This is a genomic window from Streptococcus azizii (assembly GCF_001984715.1).
In the GTDB taxonomy this organism is placed as follows: domain Bacteria; phylum Bacillota; class Bacilli; order Lactobacillales; family Streptococcaceae; genus Streptococcus; species Streptococcus azizii.
This window is the reverse complement of the sequence record NZ_MSPR01000025.1, coordinates 1-22177: the sequence shown is the minus strand read 5'-3', so window position 1 is coordinate 22177 and position 22177 is coordinate 1. Positions and strand designations below refer to the sequence as shown.

Sequence of the window (22177 nt, the reverse complement as noted above, 5' to 3'; positions counted from 1 at the left end):
GTAGGTAACCAATCCACGAATATCAGAGTGGCCAATGCCCGAAGCTAAGAACTAGGCTCTTTCTAGATACTTTTCATTTTTTATCAGTTCGATTGTTTTTACTTGACAAAGGGCTTTACATATCAGTCATTCAAAGGTATACTATCCCTTTGAAACTAGGAGTATTTATCCTCTCGTTCCGGTTTTATGGCTCGGCTTCTATGGTCACTTTTAGGTGACCAGTTGCAACCGTTCCCTGCCTTACTTCGCTCTTTCGTTTTTAGGCTCAGTAACAAATTCCCTCACTTTTTAATTTCTAAGTTCGGGGTAAAATAATCCACTGGATTATTTTACTCCCCTGACTATCTTCGCTTCTTAGTTTCTATCCCCAGATAGTTGATAATCTTCTAGTGTTGATTTCCTTTGAGTATCCGTTCAATTTCTGCTAGAATAGGAGTATGAAAGCATTGATTTTGGATTTGGATGATACCTTATATAATCAGGAAGAGCCCTTTAAGCGGGCGGTTCAGGCGTACCTCCCCGTGCAGGATGGACAAATGGAAGATTTGTATATCGCCTTTCGACTGCATGCCGATGAGGTCTTTGAGGCTGCAACAGCAGGAGAAATGAGCCTAGAGGCTAGCCATATTTACCGCATGAAGCGAAGTTTGGCAGACTTTGGCTACATCGTCTCAGACGAACAGGCTCTTACTATTCAGAAAGACTATCAAGAATACCAGGGACAACTCTTACTCAGCCCAGAATTTCCAGAGATTTTTGCCTATTGTCGTCAGCGACAGATTTGCTTGGGCGTCATTACCAATGGTCCCCACTTGCACCAGTTGCGTAAGGTGGAGTCCTTGAATCTGACAAGGTGGATACCAGAGGAGCATATTCTTATCTCTGGCCAGCTAGGGGTAACCAAGCCCGCAAAGGTCATCTTTGACTTGATGGCAGAGAAGGTACAGGTCCTACCAGAAGAGATGTGCTATGTTGGAGACTCTTTTGAAAGTGATATTGTCGGTGCCAAAAGAGCAGGCTGGCAGGCCATTTGGCTCAATCATCGTAGGCGCAAGGAACCGCAATCTCCTTATCGAGCAGATGCAGTAGTCGAACAACGTGAGGACCTGTTCGGTAAGATAAAGAAGTTGGATGCTCGCTAATATTCTTTAAAAATCAAAAGGATGCTTCGTCTACTTTTGATTTTTATTGAGTATAAGGTTGGTGTTTCAGGAATAGATACATTGGATACATTTTTTGGAAGAGCGGTGCCTAGGGCTAGATGCTCAACCTGCTTCTTGCAAGGGTGAAGGAGAGTACTTTTTCTTTTCTCCCTGCTTTGTGGTATAATGAATGGAAGAAAGAATGTGGTGATACATGTATATTGAAATGGTTGATGAGACAAAGCAAGTGACGAAGGAGATGCAGGAGCAGATTCGAGACTTGTTGGAGTTTGCGGCTAAAAGAATTGGCAAAGAGCAAAAAGAAATGGCTGTAACGTTTGTTGACAATGCGCGTGTGCATGAGGTGAACCTGAAATATCGAGCAATCGACCGTCCGACAGATGTGGTGAGCTTAGAGTATAAGCCGGAGACGGAAGTGATGTTTGATGAGGACATGTTGCTGGATAATCCTGAGTTGAGCGAGATGCTCGAGGATTTTGATGCCTACATTGGAGAACTCTATATTTCCATCGATAAGGCATACGAGCAGGCAGCAGAGTATGGCCATAGTTTCGACCGTGAAATGGGCTTCCTAGCAGTACATGGTTTTCTGCATATCAACGGCTATGATCATTATACGCCTGAAGAAGAAGCAGAAATGTTTGGGTTACAAGAAGAGATACTGACAGCTTATGGACTTACACGAGAATAATTCACAAAAAAAATGGAAAAATAGAGATCTGGTTGCCAGCCTTGAATTTGCGGTGACAGGTCTTTTTACAGCTTTTAGGGAAGAGCGCAATATGCGCAAGCATCTCGTATCAGCGATCCTAGTCGTGATAGCGGGGATTATTTTCCGAGTTTCGATGATGGAATGGTTGTTTTTGCTACTGAGCATTAGTTTGGTCATCGCTTTTGAAATTGTCAATTCTGCTATTGAAAATGTCGTAGATTTGGCGTCTGGCTATCACTTCTCCATGTTGGCCAAAAATGCCAAAGACATGGCAGCAGGAGCGGTATTATTTGTATCAGGATTCGCTCTCTTAACAGGGCTTATCATTTTTATACCCAAAATTTGGGATTTGATTTTTTAAGGGGTAGGTATGACATTTACATCAGGCTTTGTAGCCATTTTAGGACGTCCAAATGTTGGGAAATCGACTTTTCTTAACTACGTTATGGGACAAAAAATTGCCATTATGAGTGACAAGGCGCAGACAACGCGCAATAAGATCATGGGAATCTATACGACTGAAAAGGAGCAGATTGTCTTTATTGATACACCTGGCATTCATAAACCCAAGACAGCTTTGGGGGATTTCATGGTGGAATCTGCCTACAGCACCTTACGTGAGGTGGATACGGTTCTTTTTATGGTACCAGCAGATGAGCCACGAGGTAAGGGGGACGATATGATTATGGAGCGCTTGAAAGCTGCAAAAGTCCCCGTCATTTTAGTGGTCAATAAGATTGATAAGGTGCATCCCGATCAGCTCTTGGGGCAGATCGATGACTTTAGACAGCAGATGGACTTCAAGGAAATCGTTCCGATTTCAGCTACTCAGGGAAATAACGTTCATCGCCTTATGGAAATTTTGAAGGATAATCTGGATGAGGGTTTTCAATATTTCCCGGCAGATCAGATAACGGATCACCCAGAACGCTTCTTGGTGTCTGAGATGATTCGCGAAAAAGTCCTTCACTTGACTCGTGAGGAAGTTCCTCATTCAGTGGCTGTCGTTATTGATAGCATGAAGCGGGACGAAGAGACGGATAAGGTTCACATTCGGGCAACGATTATGGTCGAGCGTGATAGCCAAAAGGGGATTGTCATTGGAAAAGGTGGTGCTATGCTGAAAAAAATCGGCTCCATGGCTCGCCGTGACATCGAGTTAATGTTGGGGGATAAGGCCTTTTTAGAAACCTGGGTCAAGGTCAAGAAAAACTGGCGCGATAAGAAGCTGGACTTGGCGGACTTTGGGTATAACCAGAAAGAGTATTAGTCTATTTGGTGTTGAGAAAGTTTTGTTTCAAGACGGAAAATGATTGAACAAACGGGTAGCAGTAGCATAGCCCGTTGACTTTTTAGATAGGTGCAGCAGGTGGAGCATGACAAATGACTGAAAAGATAGTTTCAGTGAAAAAAGACGAAGTGAAAATTTGGCTAGGCTTTGCAAGTCAGGTTTGGTCTAGCGATATGGATTATTTGCAGGAAGCTTTTTTAAATGATCAATTTCCGTATGAATTTCTATACTGGAGGGCAGGTAAAGCATTGGCTTGGCTGAGCTTGTCCATCCGAAAAGAATATGTTGAGGGAAGCTCCCACCTACCACTTGCTTATCTAGAGGGTATTGCTGTTACACAAGAAGCTAGGCAGCAGGGAATTGCTCAAGAATTACTCGCATTTGCTAAATTATGGGCTAAGGCTCACGGTTGTGTTCAGCTGGCTTCGGATTGTTCGTTAGAGAACATTGCTAGTCAAGCATTTCATCACAAAATGGGTTTTCGTGAAGTAAGTAGAAGTGTTCATTATATCTTGAATGTAGATTAGATGTTGGCATCATTTTGTTATAGTTATTTCGTTTATCTTTTACTTACTTTGTTCACTCGCTTGGCCATATTCTAGTCCAGCTTACAGCTCGTTGCCTCCTACTAAAAGCAAACGAAAAGACTAGGGTATTTAGAGAAAGAGAGTAGAGAGGCTTGTTGTGAGCTAGCCTTTAACTCTATGAAAAAAGCTTTTTTTCATATAAAACGAATAAAGAAAGGATAGGGTTTGATTGTTTGAATTGAACCCGCCCTAAACACGGTGCAAAAAAGAGACGTAACTGTTGCAACTTTAGTTGCTTACAGGTGAGGCTACCTTTAGGTATAAACTTTTCTAGAAGTAAACTTCTTCAAAAAGTTTCCTATTTTTGCTTTGTGTTTTACGGGCTTGGTATCTTATAATATGCCAGAATTACCAGAGGTTGAAACGGTCCGAAAGGGACTTGAAAGGTTGGTACTTGGGAAAAGAATTCAGAAAGTGGAAATCGGCTACCCACGGATGGTGGTGACTGGTGCAGATATATTGAGTGAAGCGCTCGTTGGCCAAGAGATTTGTAGTATCGGGCGTCGTGGAAAGTATCTCTTGTTCTACTTGACAGATCTTGTCTTGATTTCCCACCTACGCATGGAGGGGAAGTATCATTATTTTCCAAATCAAGTGCCAGAGAACAAGCATTTTCATGTCTTTTTTACTTTTACAGACGGTAGCCACTTGGTCTATCAAGATGTGCGAAAATTTGGGACCATGGAATTGCTAGGGAAAGAGCAGGTAGAGGACTACTTTCTTGCTAAAAAATTAGGACCAGAACCGACAGAAGAAGCCTTTCTCTATGACCGCTTTCAGTGGCAACTCGCCAAGTCGAAAAAGCCGATTAAGGCGGCGCTATTAGACCAGAGCTTGGTTGTGGGACTCGGTAATATCTATGTGGACGAAGCCTTGTTTCGAGCAGGGATTCACCCTGTAAGGACTGGTCAAAGTCTCTCAGCCAAGGAAAGTAGAACCTTGCATCAAGCCATTATTACTGTCTTGGCCTTAGGCATTGAAAAAGGAGGTTCCACCATTCGGACTTATAAAAATGCACTCGGTATGGACGGCACCATGCAGGATTATTTACAAGTTTATGGAAAAGCGGGACAGCCTTGTCCGCGTTGCCAGACAGAAATCATCAAGTTTCAGTTGTCTGGGCGTGGAACGCATGTCTGTCCCCAATGTCAGGAGCTACCATGACGCAGGTGATTGGGATAACAGGTGGCATTGCTTCGGGAAAATCAACCGTGACAGCCTATTTACGAAGCCGTGGCTATCCAGTGATTGACGCAGATCAGGTCGTCCACCAGCTGCAACAAAAGGGCGGCAGGCTTTATCAGGTCTTAGTAGAAGAATTTGGCACAGATATTTTAGATTCAGAAGGGGAACTGAACCGAGAGCAACTAGGGCGTTTGGTTTTTGAGCAAGGAGCAGTACGGAAACGCCTTTCGCAGTTGCAAGATCGAATCATTCGGGAGGCTTTGCTGGCAGAACGTGATCGGCTAGCAGAGCATGCGGATGTGCTTTTTATGGACATTCCTTTGCTCTTTGAATTGGGCTATGAGGAGGTCGTTTCTGAAGTCTGGCTCCTCGTGCTGACACCCGAGTTGCAACTGGAGCGGTTAATGGAGCGAAATCAATTAGCAGAGGAAGAGGCTAGGCAGCGGATGGCGGCGCAAATGCCTCTTGAAGAAAAGAAAAAGCGAACCCCATATCAGATTGATAATGGCGGAGGAAGGCTTGCAACTTATGCACAAGTTGACCAGCTTTTACAGCGTATAGAAAGAAGATGATGATATTTTAAGTCAGGATGTTTGGAAACAGAATTTAAAGATTGCCTGGGTCGGTAATTTTTTGACAGGGGCTAGCTTTTCGATGGTCATGCCCTTTATCTCGGTGTTTGTCGAGGAATTAGGAACCCCCAAAAATCAAGTAGAATTTTATGCCGGTCTAGCTGTATCCGTAACAGCTCTGGCCTCAGCCATGATGTCTCCGATTTGGGGGAGTCTTGCGGATCGCTATGGCCGAAAACCCATGATGGTCCGCGCTAGCTCGGTCATGGTACTGAGTATGGGAGGTCTGGCCTTTGTACCGACAGTATTTTGGTTGATTCTCTTACGCATTATGACAGGCGTATTTGCAGGCTATGTCCCCAACTCTACCGCCCTGATTGCAAGTCAGGTACCAAAAGAAAAAACAGGCTATGCACTTGGAACCTTGTCAACAGGCTTGGTTGCAGGTACTCTGATTGGCCCGATGTTAGGCGGCTTTTTGGCAGAAGTTGTCGGAATGCGCCTGGTTTTCCTCATTGTAGGAATCTTGCTCCTACTTGTGACGGCTGTGACCTACTTCTGTATCAAGGAAGATTTCACCCCGATAAAGGCTGGTCAAGAGATGAGTCTGGGACAGGTCTTTCATCAAATTAAAGACAAGCAGATTGTTCTTAGTTTATTTGTGACCAGTATGATTATTCAAATGGCAGCCCAATCAGTGGTGCCGATATTGACTCTTTATATTCGCTACCTAGGGCAGGTCGATAATCTCTTGTTTGTCTCGGGAATGATTATCTCAGTTTTGGGGATTTCATCCATGATTAGTTCGCCTCAGCTTGGGAAATTAGGAGATAGAATCGGGAATCACCGCCTGTTGTTAGCAGCCCTGTTCTACAGTCTGGTGATGAATTGGCTGAACGCCCATGCAACAACACCTTTGCAATTAGGAATGTTTCGCTTTTTGTATGGCTTTGGGACAGGGGCCCTTTTGCCATCCGTCAATTCCTTGCTGGCAAAGTTAACTCCTAAAGAAGGGATTTCACGGATTTTTTCATTTAACCAAACCTTTATGTATATAGGTTCTGTCCTAGGTCCAATGCTGGGATCAGGAGTTGCGACTTATCTAGGCTATCGCTGGGTCTTTTATGTGACCTGTAGCCTTGTTCTGTTCAATCTTATCTGGTCCTTATTTAGCTTTAGAAATTACTTGAAAGTAAGGGAAATTTAGTGAGAGTTAAAATCAATTTACAATGTTCAGAGTGCGGGAGTAAAAACTATCTGACCAGTAAAAATAGTAAGACGCATCCGCAGAAGATTGAAGTGTTAAAATATTGTCCAAAAGAGAGAAAAGTAACGCTGCATCTTGAAACAAAATAAGTTTTATGGTATACTGTGGAGAGTTCTAAAGGAAAGAGAAAAATATGTATAACCTTTTATTAACCATTCTTTTAATACTATCTGCTATTATTATTATCGCAATCTTTATGCAACCAGCTAAAAATCAATCAAGCAATGTATTTGATGCAAGTTCAGGAGCCCTCTTTGAGCGGACAAAAGCGCGTGGCTTTGAAGCTGTTATGCAGCGTCTAACAGCTATTCTCGTCTTTTGCTGGATGCTGACTGCGCTGGCCTTGGTAATTATTTCAAGTAAGTAAAAAAAGACTGGGACTTGTTCTTGGTCTCTTTTTTATCATATAGAAGGAGATAGTGGAGACAACATAGTGCTTTCTGCGCCCGTTAGATTTTGTTAGCGTTATTTAGTTTATCTGCTATTGCTTCGATGAATGAAAACTCCTATTTTCGCTTTGAGTTTTTCACGGGCTTTGTATCTTGTAATTGAACTCGGACTACAACTCACTGTCAAAAAGACCAATCTCATTGGTTGCAAGACAACCTGCTTCGATTGTCTATTTTGCCTAGGAGTTGCTTACGTCCTCGTATCCTTATGTAACTGAGTTCAGCCTAAAACCTCGGAAAAAAGATAGGCTTTCTTGTGTTCATCGAACACTGCGGCAGCCTCCTATTTTTCATTCGGTTTTTTAACGGCTTCACATCTTAAATGAACACGGGCTACGAGCTGTGCAAAAAAGATAGTTTTTCCTAGAACTTGAAGTTCTGCGTCAAAACTCCTATTTTTGCTTTGCTCGTTTAACGCCCTTTGTATCTTAAATGAAAAGAGAGAAATGAAAAAAGAAATTATTGATTATATTGAAACAGTTGGTCCAGTGACCATGGACCAGTTGGCGGATCATTTTCAGATGGTCTCCGCCAAAGAATTTACTCATTTGGTCAAGCAGGTATCCAAGATGGAAGGGCGACGACAACTGTCGTTTGACGATCAAGGTAGGATTGCTGTGCCAAAAAAGAAGAAGGGGAACCGTGTGACCCTAACAGGTATCTTTCGTGCCAATAAAAACGGTTTTGGCTTTGTCACAGTAGATGAGGCAGAAGATGACCTCTTCATCGGGAGGGCTGATGTCAACTATGCCATTGAGGGAGATAGGGTGGAAGTGGCCATTAAAAAAGTTGCTGACCGCTTCAAGGGTACAGTGGCAGAAGCAGAAGTGATTGACATCTTGGAGCATGGCATCAAAACAGCAGTCGGCCAGGTCATCGTTTCTGAGGATAAAAAAGAATACGCAGGCTATATCAAGTCAAAAAACCAAAAAATCAGCCAGCCGATCTATCTGAAAAAATCAGCCCTAGTCTTAGATGGAACAGAAATTGTCAAGGTGGATATTGAGCAATACCCTAATAAAAAACGGGATTATTTTGTAGGAAGGATTCGCCATGTGATTGGCCATAAGGATGATGTGGGCTTGGATGTCTTAGAAGTCCTCGAATCCATGGATATTCATTGGGAATTTCCAGAAGAAGTTCTGGCAGAAGCCCGTCGCATACCAGAACAACCTCTAGAAAAAGACTACGAAGGACGTCTGGATTTACGAGGGGAAATCATCTTTACGATTGACGGGGCAGATGCCAAAGACTTGGATGATGCAGTTCATATCAAGCAGCTTGAAAACGGAAATCTGGAGCTAGGAGTCCATATCGCAGATGTTTCCTACTATGTGGTGGAAGGCTCTGCCTTAGACCGAGAAGCGCTCCAGCGTGGAACATCTGTCTATGTGACAGACCGTGTGGTACCGATGTTGCCTGAGCGTCTGTCAAACGGCATTTGTTCTCTAAATCCTAACCTTGATCGCTTGACCCAGTCAGCGATTATGGAGATTGATCGCAAGGGGCGCGTGGTCAACTACTGGATTGGCCAAACTATCATCAAGACCACCTATCGCATGACCTATGCGGATGTCAATCAAATGATTGCAGGCAATCAAGCAAAACGAGAAGCATTTGCAAAGATTGTCTCCAGTGTCGAGAAAATGGTCCTGCTCCACAAATCCTTGGAAACCATGAGGATAAAGCGTGGAGCCCTCCAGTTTGATACCCATGAGGCCAAGATTATTGTTAACAAGGCAGGGATGCCGGTAGATATTCAATTACGCCAGCGTGGTATCGCAGAGCGCATGATTGAGTCCTTCATGCTGATTGCGAATGAAACGGTTGCAGAGCATTTTAGCAAGTTAGCACTGCCCTTTATCTACCGAATTCATGAGGAGCCAAAGGCGGATAAATTACAGAAATTTATCGATTATGCCAGCAGTTTTGGTCTTAGAGTTGCAGGTACGGCTAGCTCTATCCGCTCAGAAGCCTTGCAGGATTTGATGTCCCATGTGGCAGATGAACCCTATGCTGATGTTCTCAACATGATGCTATTGCGTTCGATGCAGCAGGCCCGCTATTCAGAGCATAACCATGGACACTATGGCTTGGGTGCAGATTACTATACACATTTTACCAGCCCGATTCGACGCTACCCTGACCTTCTGGTGCATCGTCTGATACGAAAATACAGTACCCTAACTCCAGAAGTAGTCGCACATTATGAGGCGACCATCCCTGCCATTGCCAAACAGGCTTCCAGCTTAGAGCGTCGCGCAATCGATGCCGAACGCGAAGTCGAGGCCATGAAAAAGGCAGAATACATGCAGGAATTTGTCGGGCAAGAATTTGATGGTGTCGTATCAAGCATTGTCAAGTTTGGTCTCTTTGTCGAATTACCCAATACGGTTGAGGGCTTGATTCATCTTCAACAGTTGCCTGAATATTATCAGTACAATGAGCGGACCCTAACTCTCAAAGGTGAGCGGTCAGGCCGTGTTTTCCGAGTGGGGCAACCTATTCGTATTCAACTCTTGCGGGCAGATAAGCTGACAGGAGAGATTGATTTTGCCCATGTGCCGTCTGAGATTGATGTCCTTGAGCCACCTCTTAAGGCAGAGCGGAAGAGGAAAAGCCATGCCAATCGTGACCGCTTAGATCGCACGGGTCGTGGTAAGGGTAAGAATCGTAAGCAGGAGGAGCTAATCCACCGTTCCAAAACAAAAGGTAAGACGAAAGATAAGAAAAAGAAGCCCTTTTATCAGGAAGTGGCAAAACCAAAACGCAAAAAAAGGAGATAGAGATGGCAAAGGGTGAAGGAAAGGTGCTTGCACAAAATAAGAAGGCGCGCCATGACTATAGCATTGTAGATACCATTGAAGCGGGATTGGTATTGACTGGCACAGAAATCAAGTCCATTCGAGCAGGACGCATGAACTTAAAAGATGGCTTTGCACAGATTCGTAAGGGGGAAGCCTGGCTCAATAATGTTCATATCGCACCATATGATGAGGGGAATATCTGGAATCAAGATCCAACCAGAACGCGTAAATTGCTCCTGCGTAAGAAGCAGATTCTAGCCCTTGAAAATGAAGTAAAAGGAACAGGGATGACCCTAGTTCCCCTCAAGGTCTATCTAAAAGATGGTTTTGCCAAGGTCCTAATCGGCCTTGCCAAGGGAAAACACGACTACGACAAACGTGAATCCATCAAGCGCCGCGAGCAAAACCGTGACATCGCTCGAACCATGAAGGCGATCAATGCCCGCTAGAAAGTAAGGGAGCCATTCATCAGTAAGCACTTTGAGGTAGGTGAGCCTGTTCTATCCTCTTTCTAGCCAGACTGAAACAGTAGCCCGAACAGGGGCCGCTTTCTAGTTTCAACTGGTTACTCCTCGCTTTTCGATTTTTTGGCTCGGGCTTCAAAGGTCCCTTTCTTATTTCTGGGTGACCAGCTGAAACAGTTCCCCGAACTGTTTCACTCCACTGGATTAGGTTACTCCCCGAACTTCAAAGGTCCCTTTCTTATTTCAACTAGTTACTCCTCGCTTTCCGATTTTTTGGCTCGGGCTTCAAAGGTCCCTTTCTTATTTCTGGGTGACCAGCTGAAACAGTTCCCCGAACTGTTTCACTCCACTGGATTAGGTTACTCCCCGAACCTCAAAGGTCCCTTTCTTATTTTTAGGTGACCAGTTGCAACAGTTCCCCGAACCTTAATGGTCTCTTTCTTATTTCAACTAGTTACTCCTCGCTTTCCGATTTTTTGGCTCGGGCTAACCTAATCCACTGGATTAGGTTACTCCCCGAACTGTTGCAATCCTCCACGGAACTGCCAAGTCAATCAACCTTTGCGCTGATAGGTTGACACGGACTTTGGGTAGCAGTAGTGCTGGACTCTTTGCCCAGCCGTAATGACCTTCGGTTTTCTAGTCTATTCAGAGTTTGATGGTGATTGGGGGAGGATAAGGAAGAGGAGTAAGAAAGAGAGGCTTTCTTACTTTTTTTCAAGCAATATCGTTTACAAATGTAATCAAAAGAGGTATACTAATTCCATAAAAGATTACAAATGTAATCAGAAGGAGAAGCTACTATGAAAAAAATCTATGCAGTAGAGGGGATGACCTGTGCATCCTGTGCTTTAACAGTTGAAAAAACGCTCCAATCCTTAGAGGGCGTGACGCAGGCTAGTGTGAATCTGGCAACAGAGCAAGCAAGTATTTCCTACGATGCCGCAAGACTGCAGGAGGAGACGCTCCTAGATGCCGTTGCAAGAGCTGGCTATCACTTGAAATCAAATACAATCGAAGAACGCTATCAAATCAAGGGGATGACCTGTGCCTCCTGCGCCATGGCTGTGGAGCGTAGCGTTGGAGCCTTGGATGGAGTCGAGGAAGCGGCGGTCAATTTGGCAGCAGAGAGTCTTTATGTACGCTATGATGCAGGCGAGCAGTCTAGAGCGACCATCCAACAAGCGGTTAAAACGGCAGGCTATGAAGCCTATTTAGAGGAAGTAGAAGAGGCTCAGGATAGAGCTAACCAGCAGAAAGAAGCGACGAAAAAAATGTGGCAACGATTCATCTGGTCAGCCGTCTTTTCCCTACCACTGGTCTATATTGCCATGGCACCCATGCTCCCTTGGGGGAAGGTCTTACTTCCATCTTTCCTTCACCAAGCACCGATTTCAGCCCTTGTCCAGCTGATTTTAGTTCTTCCTGTTGTTTATTTAGGGCGGGCCTTTTATCAAAAAGGTATGAAAACCTTATTGAAAGGCCATCCTAATATGGATTCCTTGATTGCGATTGGGACAGGAGCAGCCTTACTGCAAGGCATCATCATGACAGCTCTCTTGTGGAGCGGTCAAGTGGCAGTAGCCCATGATGCCCATGCAGAATTATATCTGGAGTCGGTTGCCGTCATTCTGACTTTGATTACGCTGGGGAAATATTTGGAAATGGTCTCAAAAAGCCGGACCTCTGCAGCCATTCAGCATCTAATGGCTCTAACTCCTCCCACTGCCCGAGTTCTCCGAAATGGTCAGGAAGTGGAAGTGGCGCTTGATGCGGTCATGGTAGGAGATCGGATTCTAGTACGCCCGGGTGAAAAAATTCCTGTTGACGGGGAGGTCATAGAAGGTCAATCAACAGTTGATGAAGCGATGCTGACGGGGGAAAGTCTCCCTGTTAGCAAAACGGTTGGTGATGCGGTATTTGGAGGAGCTATCAATAAGAACGGAGCCTTTTCTATGACAGCTACCAAGGTTGGTAAGGATACAGCCTTGGCACAGATTATCCGCTTGGTAGAAGAAGCCCAAGGTTCAAAAGCTCCGATTGCCAAGTTGGCCGATCAGGTGGCGGCAGTTTTTGTACCAGTAGTCATGTTTTTGGCCTTAGGAGCAGGTATTTTCTGGATTCTAGCAGGTGAGTCATGGGCTTTCTCCCTGTCCATTCTGATTGCCGTCCTTATCATTGCCTGTCCCTGTGCCTTGGGGCTTGCGACCCCAACAGCGATTATGGTCGGAACTGGAAAAGGTGCTGAACACGGGATGTTGATAAAATCAGGAGAGGTACTGGAGCGGGCGCAAAAACTCGATACCATTATTTTAGACAAGACAGGAACCTTGACAGAAGGTAAGCCACAGGTGACAGACGTCCTGACCTATCACAATCAGCCAGCTGACTTGGTATTACAGCTAGCAGCTAGCATAGAGTATTATTCAGAACATCCACTAGGGGAGGCTGTCCTTTCCCGCGCCGAAGAAAAGGGACTCACCCTGCAAACAGTGAGCCATTTTCACTCTCTTTCTGGAAAAGGCCTTATCGGAGAGGTTGCTGAAAAGGAATTGCTCCTTGGGAATCGCTCCTTATTGAATGCCTATGGTGTAGATCTGGGGCAGGCAGCAGTAGACAGCCAGAGACTTTCCCAAGAGGGGAAAACCCCTGTTTTTCTCGCTTTTGACAAGCAGGTGATCGGTCTCTTAGGGATTGCAGACAAGTTAAAAGAGAGCAGTCCTGATGCCATGCGACAGTTGCAGGATATGGGCTTGGAAGTAGTGATGTTGACAGGTGATACGCAGGCTACTGCCCAAGCTATTGCAGACCAAGCAGGCATTCACAAGGTGATCAGTCAGGTCTTGCCAGAGGACAAGGCAGCAGTGGTCAAAGATTGGCAGGAAAAAGGGAAAGTAGTAGCTATGGTGGGGGATGGTATCAATGATGCACCAGCTCTTGCGCAGGCAGATGTGGGGATTGCGATTGGGTCAGGTACAGATGTAGCGATTGAATCAGCTGATATTGTACTGGTGCGTAGTGACTTGGTTGATGTAGCGCGTACGATTCGCTTAAGTCAGGCTACTATGCGGGTTATCAAGCAAAATCTCTTTTGGGCCTTTGCTTACAACGTTATCGGAATTCCTATTGCAATGGGAGTCTTGCACCTATTTGGCGGTCCCTTACTGAATCCCATGCTGGCAGGAGCAGCCATGTCATTGAGTTCAGTATCTGTATTGGCCAATGCCCTTCGTTTAAAAAAAGCACGCTTGGTGAAATAGCCTCTTTATAGTAGTCACGCGGTTCATTTCAAGGTCTGATTGAGTCTAGATATAGTGAAATGACATAAAAACCGTACCTTTTCATTTAGCTTTAATAATTTACCAGATTGGATTTGATACTCAATAAAAATCAAAAGTAGACTAGGAAACGAAGGCGAAGGTAGAACTCTGTTCCACCCTATTTCAAGGGAACAGGCTGAAAACCTCCACTGGAGCTTTTCACTCACCGAGACTCTTGACGACGTATCCTTTTGATTTTTAAAGAGTATGAGTTAAGTTTCCATATACTATAGTTAGGTGGGAAAAGTTTTTGAAATCTTGAATATCTTCTATACCATAAGAGATAGCCTATTTACATAAGGCTATCTTTTTGCTATAATAGTTTGCGAAAAAGAAGGAGCTTTTCTCCAGTAAATGGGGCTAATCCAATAGTTTTATTAAAGGAGACAATATGAAAAAGATAAGAAAAGTATTTACCTGGTTTATCTTGCTGACGGTTGTGGCAGCCCATTCTCCACTAGCCTATGCCGAGGAGATAGGACAGGCCATCGAAAGCAGTCGGAGCCAAGCCTATTATGAAGCGGCTATTGAGGAAGCAACCGCTAATACGGTTGGCAGTCAGAACGCCAATACTGGGACTACAGAATTGGATAAGCAGGACCAATCTAATCCGAAAACAGATGGTGGAGATGCTATCCAACAGCCTCGATTAGCAGGCGAAGGCATGAGTGTAGAAGAAGCCACCCTTCGTGAACAACATGGGGCACCCGTCGCGGAGAGCGGTCAAGAACAAGTGTATAAGGTAGATGATACCCATTACATCACGTATATCGGTAGCCAAGTAAAAACCTATAAAAACCATGATGGCGTAGAGCTTCCGGTCGATCTCACCCTCTACTCCTACCATGCCGATGGGAAGCACTATTATCTCCCCAAAGAATCTCCTGTAGGAGTGGTCTTGCCGAGCGGGGTCAAGGAAGCGACACCGATTGATGTCATTCACAAAGACGACAAGATTTCCCTCTATCCACTGGACAAGACCTATGAACATGCGACAGTTCAAGAAAATGCCATCCTCTATAACAACGTTGAAGGGGCTACAGACGTTCAGTATACCGTTCAATCAAATGGCGTCAAAGAAGAGATTGTCCTTGCCAAGTGGGAAGGTAAGCACCGCTTTACCTATATACTGAAAGCAGATAGCTATGATGTCGCTCTGGAAAATAATCAGGTACTGGTTCGTCAAAAAGGGAAAAAGGAGATTCTCTTTGTCCTAACGGCTCCCATGATGGCAGATAGCGCAGGGGAAACCAGTCAAGACCTAACACTGGAACTCAAGGAAAAAGACGGCAAGTATCAGGTGACAGTCGTTGCTGGAAAAGATTGGTTGGCGAGTCCAGAACGCCAGTACCCTGTCCGCATTGACCCGACTGTTACCGTTCCGCGGGAGAAGATTCTAAACGCCGTGACCAGTACGGTTCATGGTCGCTACTTAGGCATTGGCTATGGCTATATTGGCTATATGGATAAATACATGATGGGGATGGGAGACTGGCTGGATGTCAAAGACATCGGTCGCAGTCGGATGTATTTTAAGATCAATTATGACTTTCAAAAGAACATTCCGACAGAAGCTAAGATTGATAGTGCCACCCTCAATCTCTATCAATATACCTCCCCTGGTAACCAAGGCACCCAGTTCGGCGCCTATCGTTTAACAGAGGATTTTGATGTCAATAGTATCACGTGGAACTCTTCAGTAGGGATCGGTCGTGAGATTGCAGGCGAAAACGCTCTCAGTGTCAAGGCGACACCAGCAGAAAACTATGAGAAAATGCACCATTTTGACATCCGTGAGACTGTAAACGGCTGGGTTCAAGGACTCTTTCCTAACTATGGCCTAGTGGTGGCAGCCACCGATGAAGGAGCAGATGGTGGTGCCTTCTATACGACGGATGCGACTGCTGACAATGCGGGTCAGCTTGGTTTTACGCCTGAGAAGGCGCCGAGTCTGACCATCCGTTGGTCTGTCCCTGACCCAGTGGATATGAACTACGCCCTGGGCGATACCACTATTGCCCTTCGGACCATGGTCAAGACCGATAAGACAGGCAAGCTCCAATTCCAAGGAGTCTTTGCGGATGGCCTAACCACTCCGGGAGCGACTGTTTCTTATCGTTTGAGTGATGTGGCGAAGAACTACCGAGGGGATAGTCCCGCTAGCTACTCCTACAAGTATCCCGATACCTCGCCCTTTATCTCGGCTTTTGAGAAAGGGACGACCCAATACAAGGATAAGCTCTCCAACTGGCAGACCCTAGTTCCCTTCACAGATCCAACCCTCAACACTCTCTACACCATCGATGCGGACAGTCGAAAAGATGGCCAATCAAGCGGTGAGAAAAAGAGTGACTCCTTCCTCGTTTACAAGGTGACCCAGTATGACACCCTTCCAAAGATTGCCAGTTATTATGGCGTCCCCCTCAACCAGATTGCCTATGACAATCGGATTCAGGATATGCTACTGGTCAAAAACAACACCCTCTTTATCCGTAATCCACGTCAGAATGCGACCAAGCCCTATAATCCCCCAGCCTTGAGCGAAAAGACCAAGGCGGATGTGGATATGTTACTGATGGGGCGGGGCCTCCACTGTGAGTTTGGCTTTGAACCCATCAACCTCAACACGGGGAATTTCTACTTAGATCGGGCAGATGTCTCCATACCTGATTTAGGTGGAAACTTTGAGGTGGTGCGTGCCTATAACTCCAAGGCTGCTAGTATGAATAGTCTCTTTGGTCGGGGCTGGTCGTTTGCTTTCAATGAACAGCTCTCAAGCGATGAGGAAGGCAACCTCTACTACACCCGTAGTGACGGTTCTATCCTCACCTTTACCAAAGAGGGCGACAGCTACAAGGCTCCAGCTGGCTATGATCTCAGCTTGACAGTTAAGGAAGTGGAGACCAAGAAAGCAGATTTTGGCTCTGGTGAAGAAAACTATCCTGTCAAAGAATACCATATCACAGATACCGCTCATCAAGAAAAGGTCTTTAATTTCCACGGTCTCCTCATTCGCCAAAGGGATGAAAAAGGGAATACGACTACACTTGATTACAATGAGAATGCCCAGCTAAGCAAGATTACCTCACCAACTGGTCTGGTCTTTGCAGTGACCATGACAGACGCAGGCTACATCGGGGCTGTTCAACTTCCTAATGGAGCGACTCTCTCCTACGAGTATGATGACAATGGCTACCTCACCACCTATACTGATGCGACAGGCGTAGCGACCCGCTATGAGTATGACGATAAGGGACGGATGACAGCCTGGTATGATGGCAATGGTACCAAGGTCATTGAAAACGTCTATGATGATCAGAACCGTGTGATCCAGCAGACTGACGGGACAGGTGCCGTCTCTACTCTGGCGTATAGCCCTGGTCAAACGGTGACGACAGACGCCAATGGTCACCAGACCACCTATACTTATGATGACCAGTACCGTACAACAGGCATTACCTACCCAGATGGCACCAGCAAGGCGATGACCTATGATGCGGACAACCGCTTGGCAAGTGGTACCGATGAACTCGGTCACACCACTCGCTATACCTATGACCAAAATGGCAATGTTTTGTCTAAGAGCCGTTTTGATGGTGCCGTTAAGACCTCTACCTATGACGCAAAGAACCATTTATTATCTGAGACAGATTTTGATGGAAGGACAACTAGCCACCGCTATGATGACAAGGGAAATCTCGCCCAGACCACCCTACCAGATGGATCCACTATCTCCTATGAGGTGGATGCCCAAGGGCGGATTCTCTCGACCACCGATGCAGCAGGGAACCGAACAGCCCTTGCCTATGAGGGGGCGAACCTCATTCAAGTCACCAACCCTCTAGGTGGGGTCTCTACCCTTGCCTACAATGCCCACAATCAAGTGACAAGCGTGACCAATCCTCGTGGTGGAACCACCAGCTACACTTACGATGCGGAAGGTCGTAAGCTCAGTGAAATAGATGCGGATGGGGTAGGGACCACCTATAGCTTTGATGGGGCTGGTCAAGTGATCGCTGTCACAGATGGCAATGGTACGACCACCACCTTTGCCTACGATGCCTTTGGTCGCAAGATTAGCGCTTCTAATGGCGAGGGTGGAAATTACAGCTACAGCTATGACGGTGTGGGTAATCAAGTGTCTGTGACAGATGCAGAAGGTCACACCACGACCTCTACCTACGATAGCCGTGGCCGCCTCTTGACAGAGACCAATGCAGCCGGGGCCTCCATTGCCTATGAGCGCGATGCCCTCGGACGTGTCCTAACTCGGACCAACGAAGCGGGTCACACGACTAGCCTGACCTATGATGATCGCTATCACACAGTGACCAGTATCGTAGATGCGGCAGGCCAAGTCACCCAAAAATCCTACGATGCTTCTGGAAATGAGGTAGCAGTAGCCTATCCGATTGGCACCACTAGCAGCGCGACCTACGATGCCCTCGGTCGACAGCTAACCTCTACCGATGAAGCTGGTCAAACAGTATCCTATACTTATGACGCAGTCGGAAACAAACTGACCGAAACGAAAGGGGATAAGACCACCTTCTATACCTATGATAGGTCTGGAAATGTCACCTCCATCACCTATCCCGATAAGACTTCTGTATCCTATACTTATGATAGTATGGGGAATGTCTTGACGGTTGTAGATGCCAGAGGTCAAGAGACTCGCTATGAGTATTCGGCGGCGGGGCGTTTGGTGGCTACCGTTAATCCACTGGGACAAAGAACCAGTCTGACCTATGATAAGAGCGGCAACCAAGATTCCGTAACGGATGCGGCAGGCTACACTGCTACAACCAGTTATAATGGGCAGCATCAGGTTCGTCAAGTGACAGACGGATTGGGCAATAGTACCCACTTCGCCTACAATCAGATGGAACAACTGACCGAAGTCACCGATGCCCTAGGAGGCAAGACCACCTATACCTACAATGAACTGGGCTACCCTGTTGAAGTGCAAGATGCCAACGGCCATAGGACCAAGATGACCTATACCCCGACTGCCCAGATCAAAGAGGTGATCTATGCGGATGATACTACGATTACCAACGAATACGATGCCCTTGACCGCTTGATCAAACAGACCCACTCTAGCGGTCTGGTGACAGAGTACAGCTATGATACGGCAGGTCGCGTGGTTTCTGCCAAAGACAATCAAGACTTAGACGAACGCTATACCTATGATAAGAACGGCAACCGCCTGACGATTACTAATAGTCTTGGAGAAGTGACGACCTACAGCTACGATAGTGACAACCAGCTGACCAAGGTAGACTATGCGGACGGCACCAGTGAACACTATACCTATGATTCGGTTGGAAACCTCTCGACCAAGACAGATGTCGAAGGTAATACCACCACCTACCAGTATGATCAAAATGGAAACGTGACCAAGACCCTTGATCACCTAGGACGTGAGACCAGCTATACCTATGATGCGCTGAACCGTGTGGTGACAGAGACAGATGCAGACGGGAACCAGTCGACCTATGAGTACGATGTCCTTGGAAACCTTTCTCAGGTGCAAGATGCCAGTGGCAATCGCTCCAGCTATGGCTATGATGCCAATCACCATCTAGTGCTATATACCGATCCAAAAGGCAATAGCACAGCCCTTAAATATGACCCGCTAGGACGCTTGGTGGAAAGGGTTGCCCCGACAGGAGGGAGCGACACCTATACCTATGACGGAGTGGGAAATCTTCTCAGTCAGACTTCAGGAGAGGGTAACACCACGACCTATCGCTACGATAGCCGTGGCCGTATCGCTAGCTCGACCAAGCCAACAGGTGGGACTACGACCTATACCTATGATGCGACAGGGAGCCTGTCAGAGGAGACCGACCCAAGTGGCGATGTGACCAAACGGGTCAATGACTTGTATGGACGTGCAATAGAGCGGATTTTGCCCAATCAAGCCACCTACTCGTATAGCTATGATAAACTGGGGCGCCTCGTCAAACAAACCGCACCCCAAGGCCTGTCCAGAGCCTATACCTATGACCGTTCTGGCAATCTGATAACCGAAACAGATCAGTCAGAGCGGACGACCAGCTATACCTACGACGTGGCAGGTCGCCTCTTAATCGAGAAGAATGCGCTAGACTTGGAAACCCAGTACCGCTACGACAAGGCAGGAAATCTGGCCTCTATCACCACACCAAGTGGTGCTACGACCAGCATGGACTATACGACGCTGGACCAGCTCAAGACCATCACCAGTCCAACGGGGCGCAAGGAAGAAATGACCTATGACCCTGTCGGCCACCTCACCGAGCACACCATCAATGGAAGGCGCAAAGAACAGTATGCCTATGATTCCAATGGCAATCTCGAACAGGTGACCAACCCACTCGGTCAAACCAAGACCTATACCTATGATGCGAGCAATCGCCTGACGGCAGAGACAGATACAGCAGGTCAGCTAACCAGCTATACCTACGATAGGGATCATCGCATCACCAAGGTCATGACTGGCACAGGAGCCCAAGCCTCCTACCAATACGATGCCAATGGCAATGTGACCCAGGTGACATCAGGAAGCGAGCGCCTGTCACGCTATACCTATGACGAAGAGGATCAGCTCCTTACGGCCACCAAGGGCGAGGGGGAGAAGGCCTCCACCAGCACCTACACCTATGACCCTGTCGGGAATGTGACCTCCATTACCGATGGCAATGGAAAGGGTACCCACTATCGCTATGACCAACTATCGACGCTGGTCGAGCGCATCACTGCTTTAGGCGATGTGGAAACCTACACCTATGATGTCAATCATCGCTTGTCAGAAGTCAAGAAAGCAGATGGCAAGACCATTTCCTACGACTACAATAAGCTCGATCAACTCTTGAGCAAGAAATCATCTCAAGCCTCCGATGGCCAGGTCCTCTATACCTATGATGCAGATGGTCGTAGGGTCTCTATGAGCGACCTGACAGGAAGGACCAACTATGCCTATAATAGCGAAGGGGAGTTGACGGGGCTTCGCCAAGGAGATGGCAGTCTCATCACCTATGATTATGATGACTATGGCAATATCCGCCAGCTGACCTATCCTGATGGTAGCCGTGTCTCCTACACCTATGATGAGTTGGATCGGATGACCTCTGTGACGGATAAGGACGGGAAGAAAACGACCTACAGCTATAATGAGGCTGGCGATATGATCCAGATCAAACGTGGGGATGGTTCTTCCAGCCAGCTGACCTATGACGAGGGACATCGGGTAGTCAACATCGTCCATAGAGACAAGAAGGACAAGCTCATTTCCAGCTATGCCTATGAGTACGATGACGGCAACTATATCACCAAGGAGACCATCACTCAAGATGGGGAAACCCTTATCCAAGCCTACACCTATGACAGTCTGGGGCAAGTCATCAGTATGGTGGTAACAGACAAGGAAGGAAAGGAACTGTCCAGTCTCACCTATAGCTACGACCTGGCTGGTAACAAGCTGACTAGTACAGAAACCATCGAGGGCAAGGAAGAGACGACCCGCTTCACCTACGATGACAATAACCGTCTCATCAAGTTGGAGAACAAAGACGGCACAACAACCTACACCTACGATAAGAACGGCAACCGTATCTCGTCTCAGAAGAATGATGAGAAGCTAGACTATATCTACGATACAGAGAATAGACTCCTTGCGGTCAAGGACAAGGCAGGTCTCTTGTTTGCGGCGTTGTATGATGGGGATGATAACCGGGTATTTACCGCCAGCCGTAAGGAAGGCAAGCACAGCTATCAACTCTTCAAGCGGGAAGAGAAGAAGAAATCACCGCATACCGCCCCAAATGGGGAGGAACATAGCCTCTTCTGGTATGGATTTAGTCAAAACGTTCTTCAAGCACTCGCAACGCTACCGCAAACAGTTGGGACTATCTGGCATGAGATTTTTGACGATGTCTCCACTGCCTACCACAAGAAGGTGGCCAAAGACAGGGCCAACAAGGAGGGGTTGGTGGTCAATCCACCAGACCTAGGAAACCTCCCGGGTGAGGGAGAGGTGACCTATGCCAGCGAAGTCAAAGAGGTTCTGATTCCTTACACCACAAGAGAAGATAGCTTCCACTACTATGAAGAGCGCAATTATGTCAATGATGTCAACCGCAAGCACACCGAGGTTCTCCAGACCTATGACCGGGAACTAAAAGCCAGAGAAACCTATTCCTATGGACAGGGACGGACTTCCTACCACAACCATGAGACAGGGGATACGTATCAGTACCTAGCGACACAAAGTGGTAGCGTTACTGGCTTGACCAAGGACGGACAAGCCGTTGCGTCTCGCTCTTACAACCTCTACGGAGCCACTAAGTCTAGCACAGACGAGACAGGCAACCCTT

General features: G+C 46.6%; 14 protein-coding genes. All 14 read left to right on the top strand.

Translation table 11 applies throughout. The annotated features are described in order from the left end of the window. Nucleotides 1-437: 437 nt before the first annotated feature. A complete protein-coding gene (locus BVE84_RS09630) occupies nucleotides 438-1142 on the top strand; it encodes an HAD family hydrolase (RefSeq protein WP_076996798.1) in 705 nt (234 codons plus the stop codon). A gap of 214 nt (nucleotides 1143-1356) precedes the next feature. Then, nucleotides 1357-1854, top strand: coding sequence for an rRNA maturation RNase YbeY (ybeY, locus tag BVE84_RS09625; RefSeq protein ID WP_076996797.1), 498 nt, complete (start codon nucleotides 1357-1359; stop codon nucleotides 1852-1854). Next, complete coding sequence (locus BVE84_RS09620) at nucleotides 1835-2236, top strand: diacylglycerol kinase family protein (RefSeq protein ID WP_076996796.1); 402 nt, start codon at nucleotides 1835-1837, stop codon at nucleotides 2234-2236. Before ybeY ends, BVE84_RS09620 begins: the two co-directional genes overlap by 20 nt. Before the next feature lie 9 nt (nucleotides 2237-2245). After that, a complete protein-coding gene (gene era, locus BVE84_RS09615) occupies nucleotides 2246-3145 on the top strand; it encodes a GTPase Era (RefSeq protein WP_076996795.1) in 900 nt (299 codons plus the stop codon). A 113-nt stretch (nucleotides 3146-3258) separates the two neighbouring features. Beyond that, a complete protein-coding gene (locus BVE84_RS09610; RefSeq protein ID WP_076996794.1) occupies nucleotides 3259-3693 on the top strand; it encodes a GNAT family N-acetyltransferase in 435 nt (144 codons plus the stop codon). A gap of 399 nt (nucleotides 3694-4092) precedes the next feature. Next, nucleotides 4093-4917, top strand: coding sequence for a DNA-formamidopyrimidine glycosylase (gene mutM / locus BVE84_RS09605; protein WP_076996793.1), 825 nt, complete (start codon nucleotides 4093-4095; stop codon nucleotides 4915-4917). Beyond that, a complete protein-coding gene (coaE, locus tag BVE84_RS09600; protein ID WP_076996792.1) occupies nucleotides 4914-5510 on the top strand; it encodes a dephospho-CoA kinase in 597 nt (198 codons plus the stop codon). The genes mutM and coaE overlap by 4 nt, the downstream gene beginning before the upstream one ends. Before the next feature lie 4 nt (nucleotides 5511-5514). Then, complete coding sequence (locus tag BVE84_RS09595; RefSeq protein WP_256765669.1) at nucleotides 5515-6717, top strand: multidrug efflux MFS transporter; 1203 nt, start codon at nucleotides 5515-5517, stop codon at nucleotides 6715-6717. Further along, a complete protein-coding gene (gene rpmG, locus BVE84_RS09590; protein WP_075099873.1) occupies nucleotides 6717-6866 on the top strand; it encodes a 50S ribosomal protein L33 in 150 nt (49 codons plus the stop codon). The genes BVE84_RS09595 and rpmG overlap by 1 nt, the downstream gene beginning before the upstream one ends. A 44-nt stretch (nucleotides 6867-6910) precedes the next feature. Continuing rightward, complete coding sequence (gene secG / locus BVE84_RS09585; RefSeq protein WP_076996790.1) at nucleotides 6911-7144, top strand: preprotein translocase subunit SecG; 234 nt, start codon at nucleotides 6911-6913, stop codon at nucleotides 7142-7144. Between the two features lie 528 nt (nucleotides 7145-7672). Beyond that, nucleotides 7673-10012 (top strand): ribonuclease R, encoded by a 2340-nt coding sequence (gene rnr / locus BVE84_RS09580; RefSeq protein WP_135017508.1) that lies wholly within the window; start codon nucleotides 7673-7675, stop codon nucleotides 10010-10012. Nucleotides 10013-10014: 2 nt separating this feature from the next. Continuing rightward, nucleotides 10015-10482, top strand: coding sequence for an SsrA-binding protein SmpB (gene smpB / locus BVE84_RS09575; protein ID WP_076996789.1), 468 nt, complete (start codon nucleotides 10015-10017; stop codon nucleotides 10480-10482). 818 nt (nucleotides 10483-11300) lie between these two features. Then, nucleotides 11301-13757 (top strand): heavy metal translocating P-type ATPase, encoded by a 2457-nt coding sequence (locus tag BVE84_RS09570; RefSeq protein WP_076996788.1) that lies wholly within the window; start codon nucleotides 11301-11303, stop codon nucleotides 13755-13757. 451 nt (nucleotides 13758-14208) lie between these two features. After that, nucleotides 14209-22177: DNRLRE domain-containing protein (locus BVE84_RS09565; RefSeq protein WP_076996787.1), on the top strand; the 7969-nt coding region annotated here is incomplete at its 3' end.

What these genes read in the sequence shown, in the direction of transcription:
- BVE84_RS09630 (WP_076996798.1), top strand. Translation starts at nt 438, where the DNA reads ATGAAAGCATTGATTTTGGATTTGGATGATACCTTATATAATCAGGAA.
- ybeY (WP_076996797.1), top strand. Translation starts at nt 1,357, where the DNA reads ATGTATATTGAAATGGTTGATGAGACAAAGCAAGTGACGAAGGAGATG.
- BVE84_RS09620 (WP_076996796.1), top strand. Translation starts at nt 1,835, where the DNA reads ATGGACTTACACGAGAATAATTCACAAAAAAAATGGAAAAATAGAGAT.
- era (WP_076996795.1), top strand. Translation starts at nt 2,246, where the DNA reads ATGACATTTACATCAGGCTTTGTAGCCATTTTAGGACGTCCAAATGTT.
- BVE84_RS09610 (WP_076996794.1), top strand. Translation starts at nt 3,259, where the DNA reads ATGACTGAAAAGATAGTTTCAGTGAAAAAAGACGAAGTGAAAATTTGG.
- mutM (WP_076996793.1), top strand. Translation starts at nt 4,093, where the DNA reads ATGCCAGAATTACCAGAGGTTGAAACGGTCCGAAAGGGACTTGAAAGG.
- coaE (WP_076996792.1), top strand. Translation starts at nt 4,914, where the DNA reads ATGACGCAGGTGATTGGGATAACAGGTGGCATTGCTTCGGGAAAATCA.
- secG (WP_076996790.1), top strand. Translation starts at nt 6,911, where the DNA reads ATGTATAACCTTTTATTAACCATTCTTTTAATACTATCTGCTATTATT.
- rnr (WP_135017508.1), top strand. Translation starts at nt 7,673, where the DNA reads ATGAAAAAAGAAATTATTGATTATATTGAAACAGTTGGTCCAGTGACC.
- smpB (WP_076996789.1), top strand. Translation starts at nt 10,015, where the DNA reads ATGGCAAAGGGTGAAGGAAAGGTGCTTGCACAAAATAAGAAGGCGCGC.
- BVE84_RS09570 (WP_076996788.1), top strand. Translation starts at nt 11,301, where the DNA reads ATGAAAAAAATCTATGCAGTAGAGGGGATGACCTGTGCATCCTGTGCT.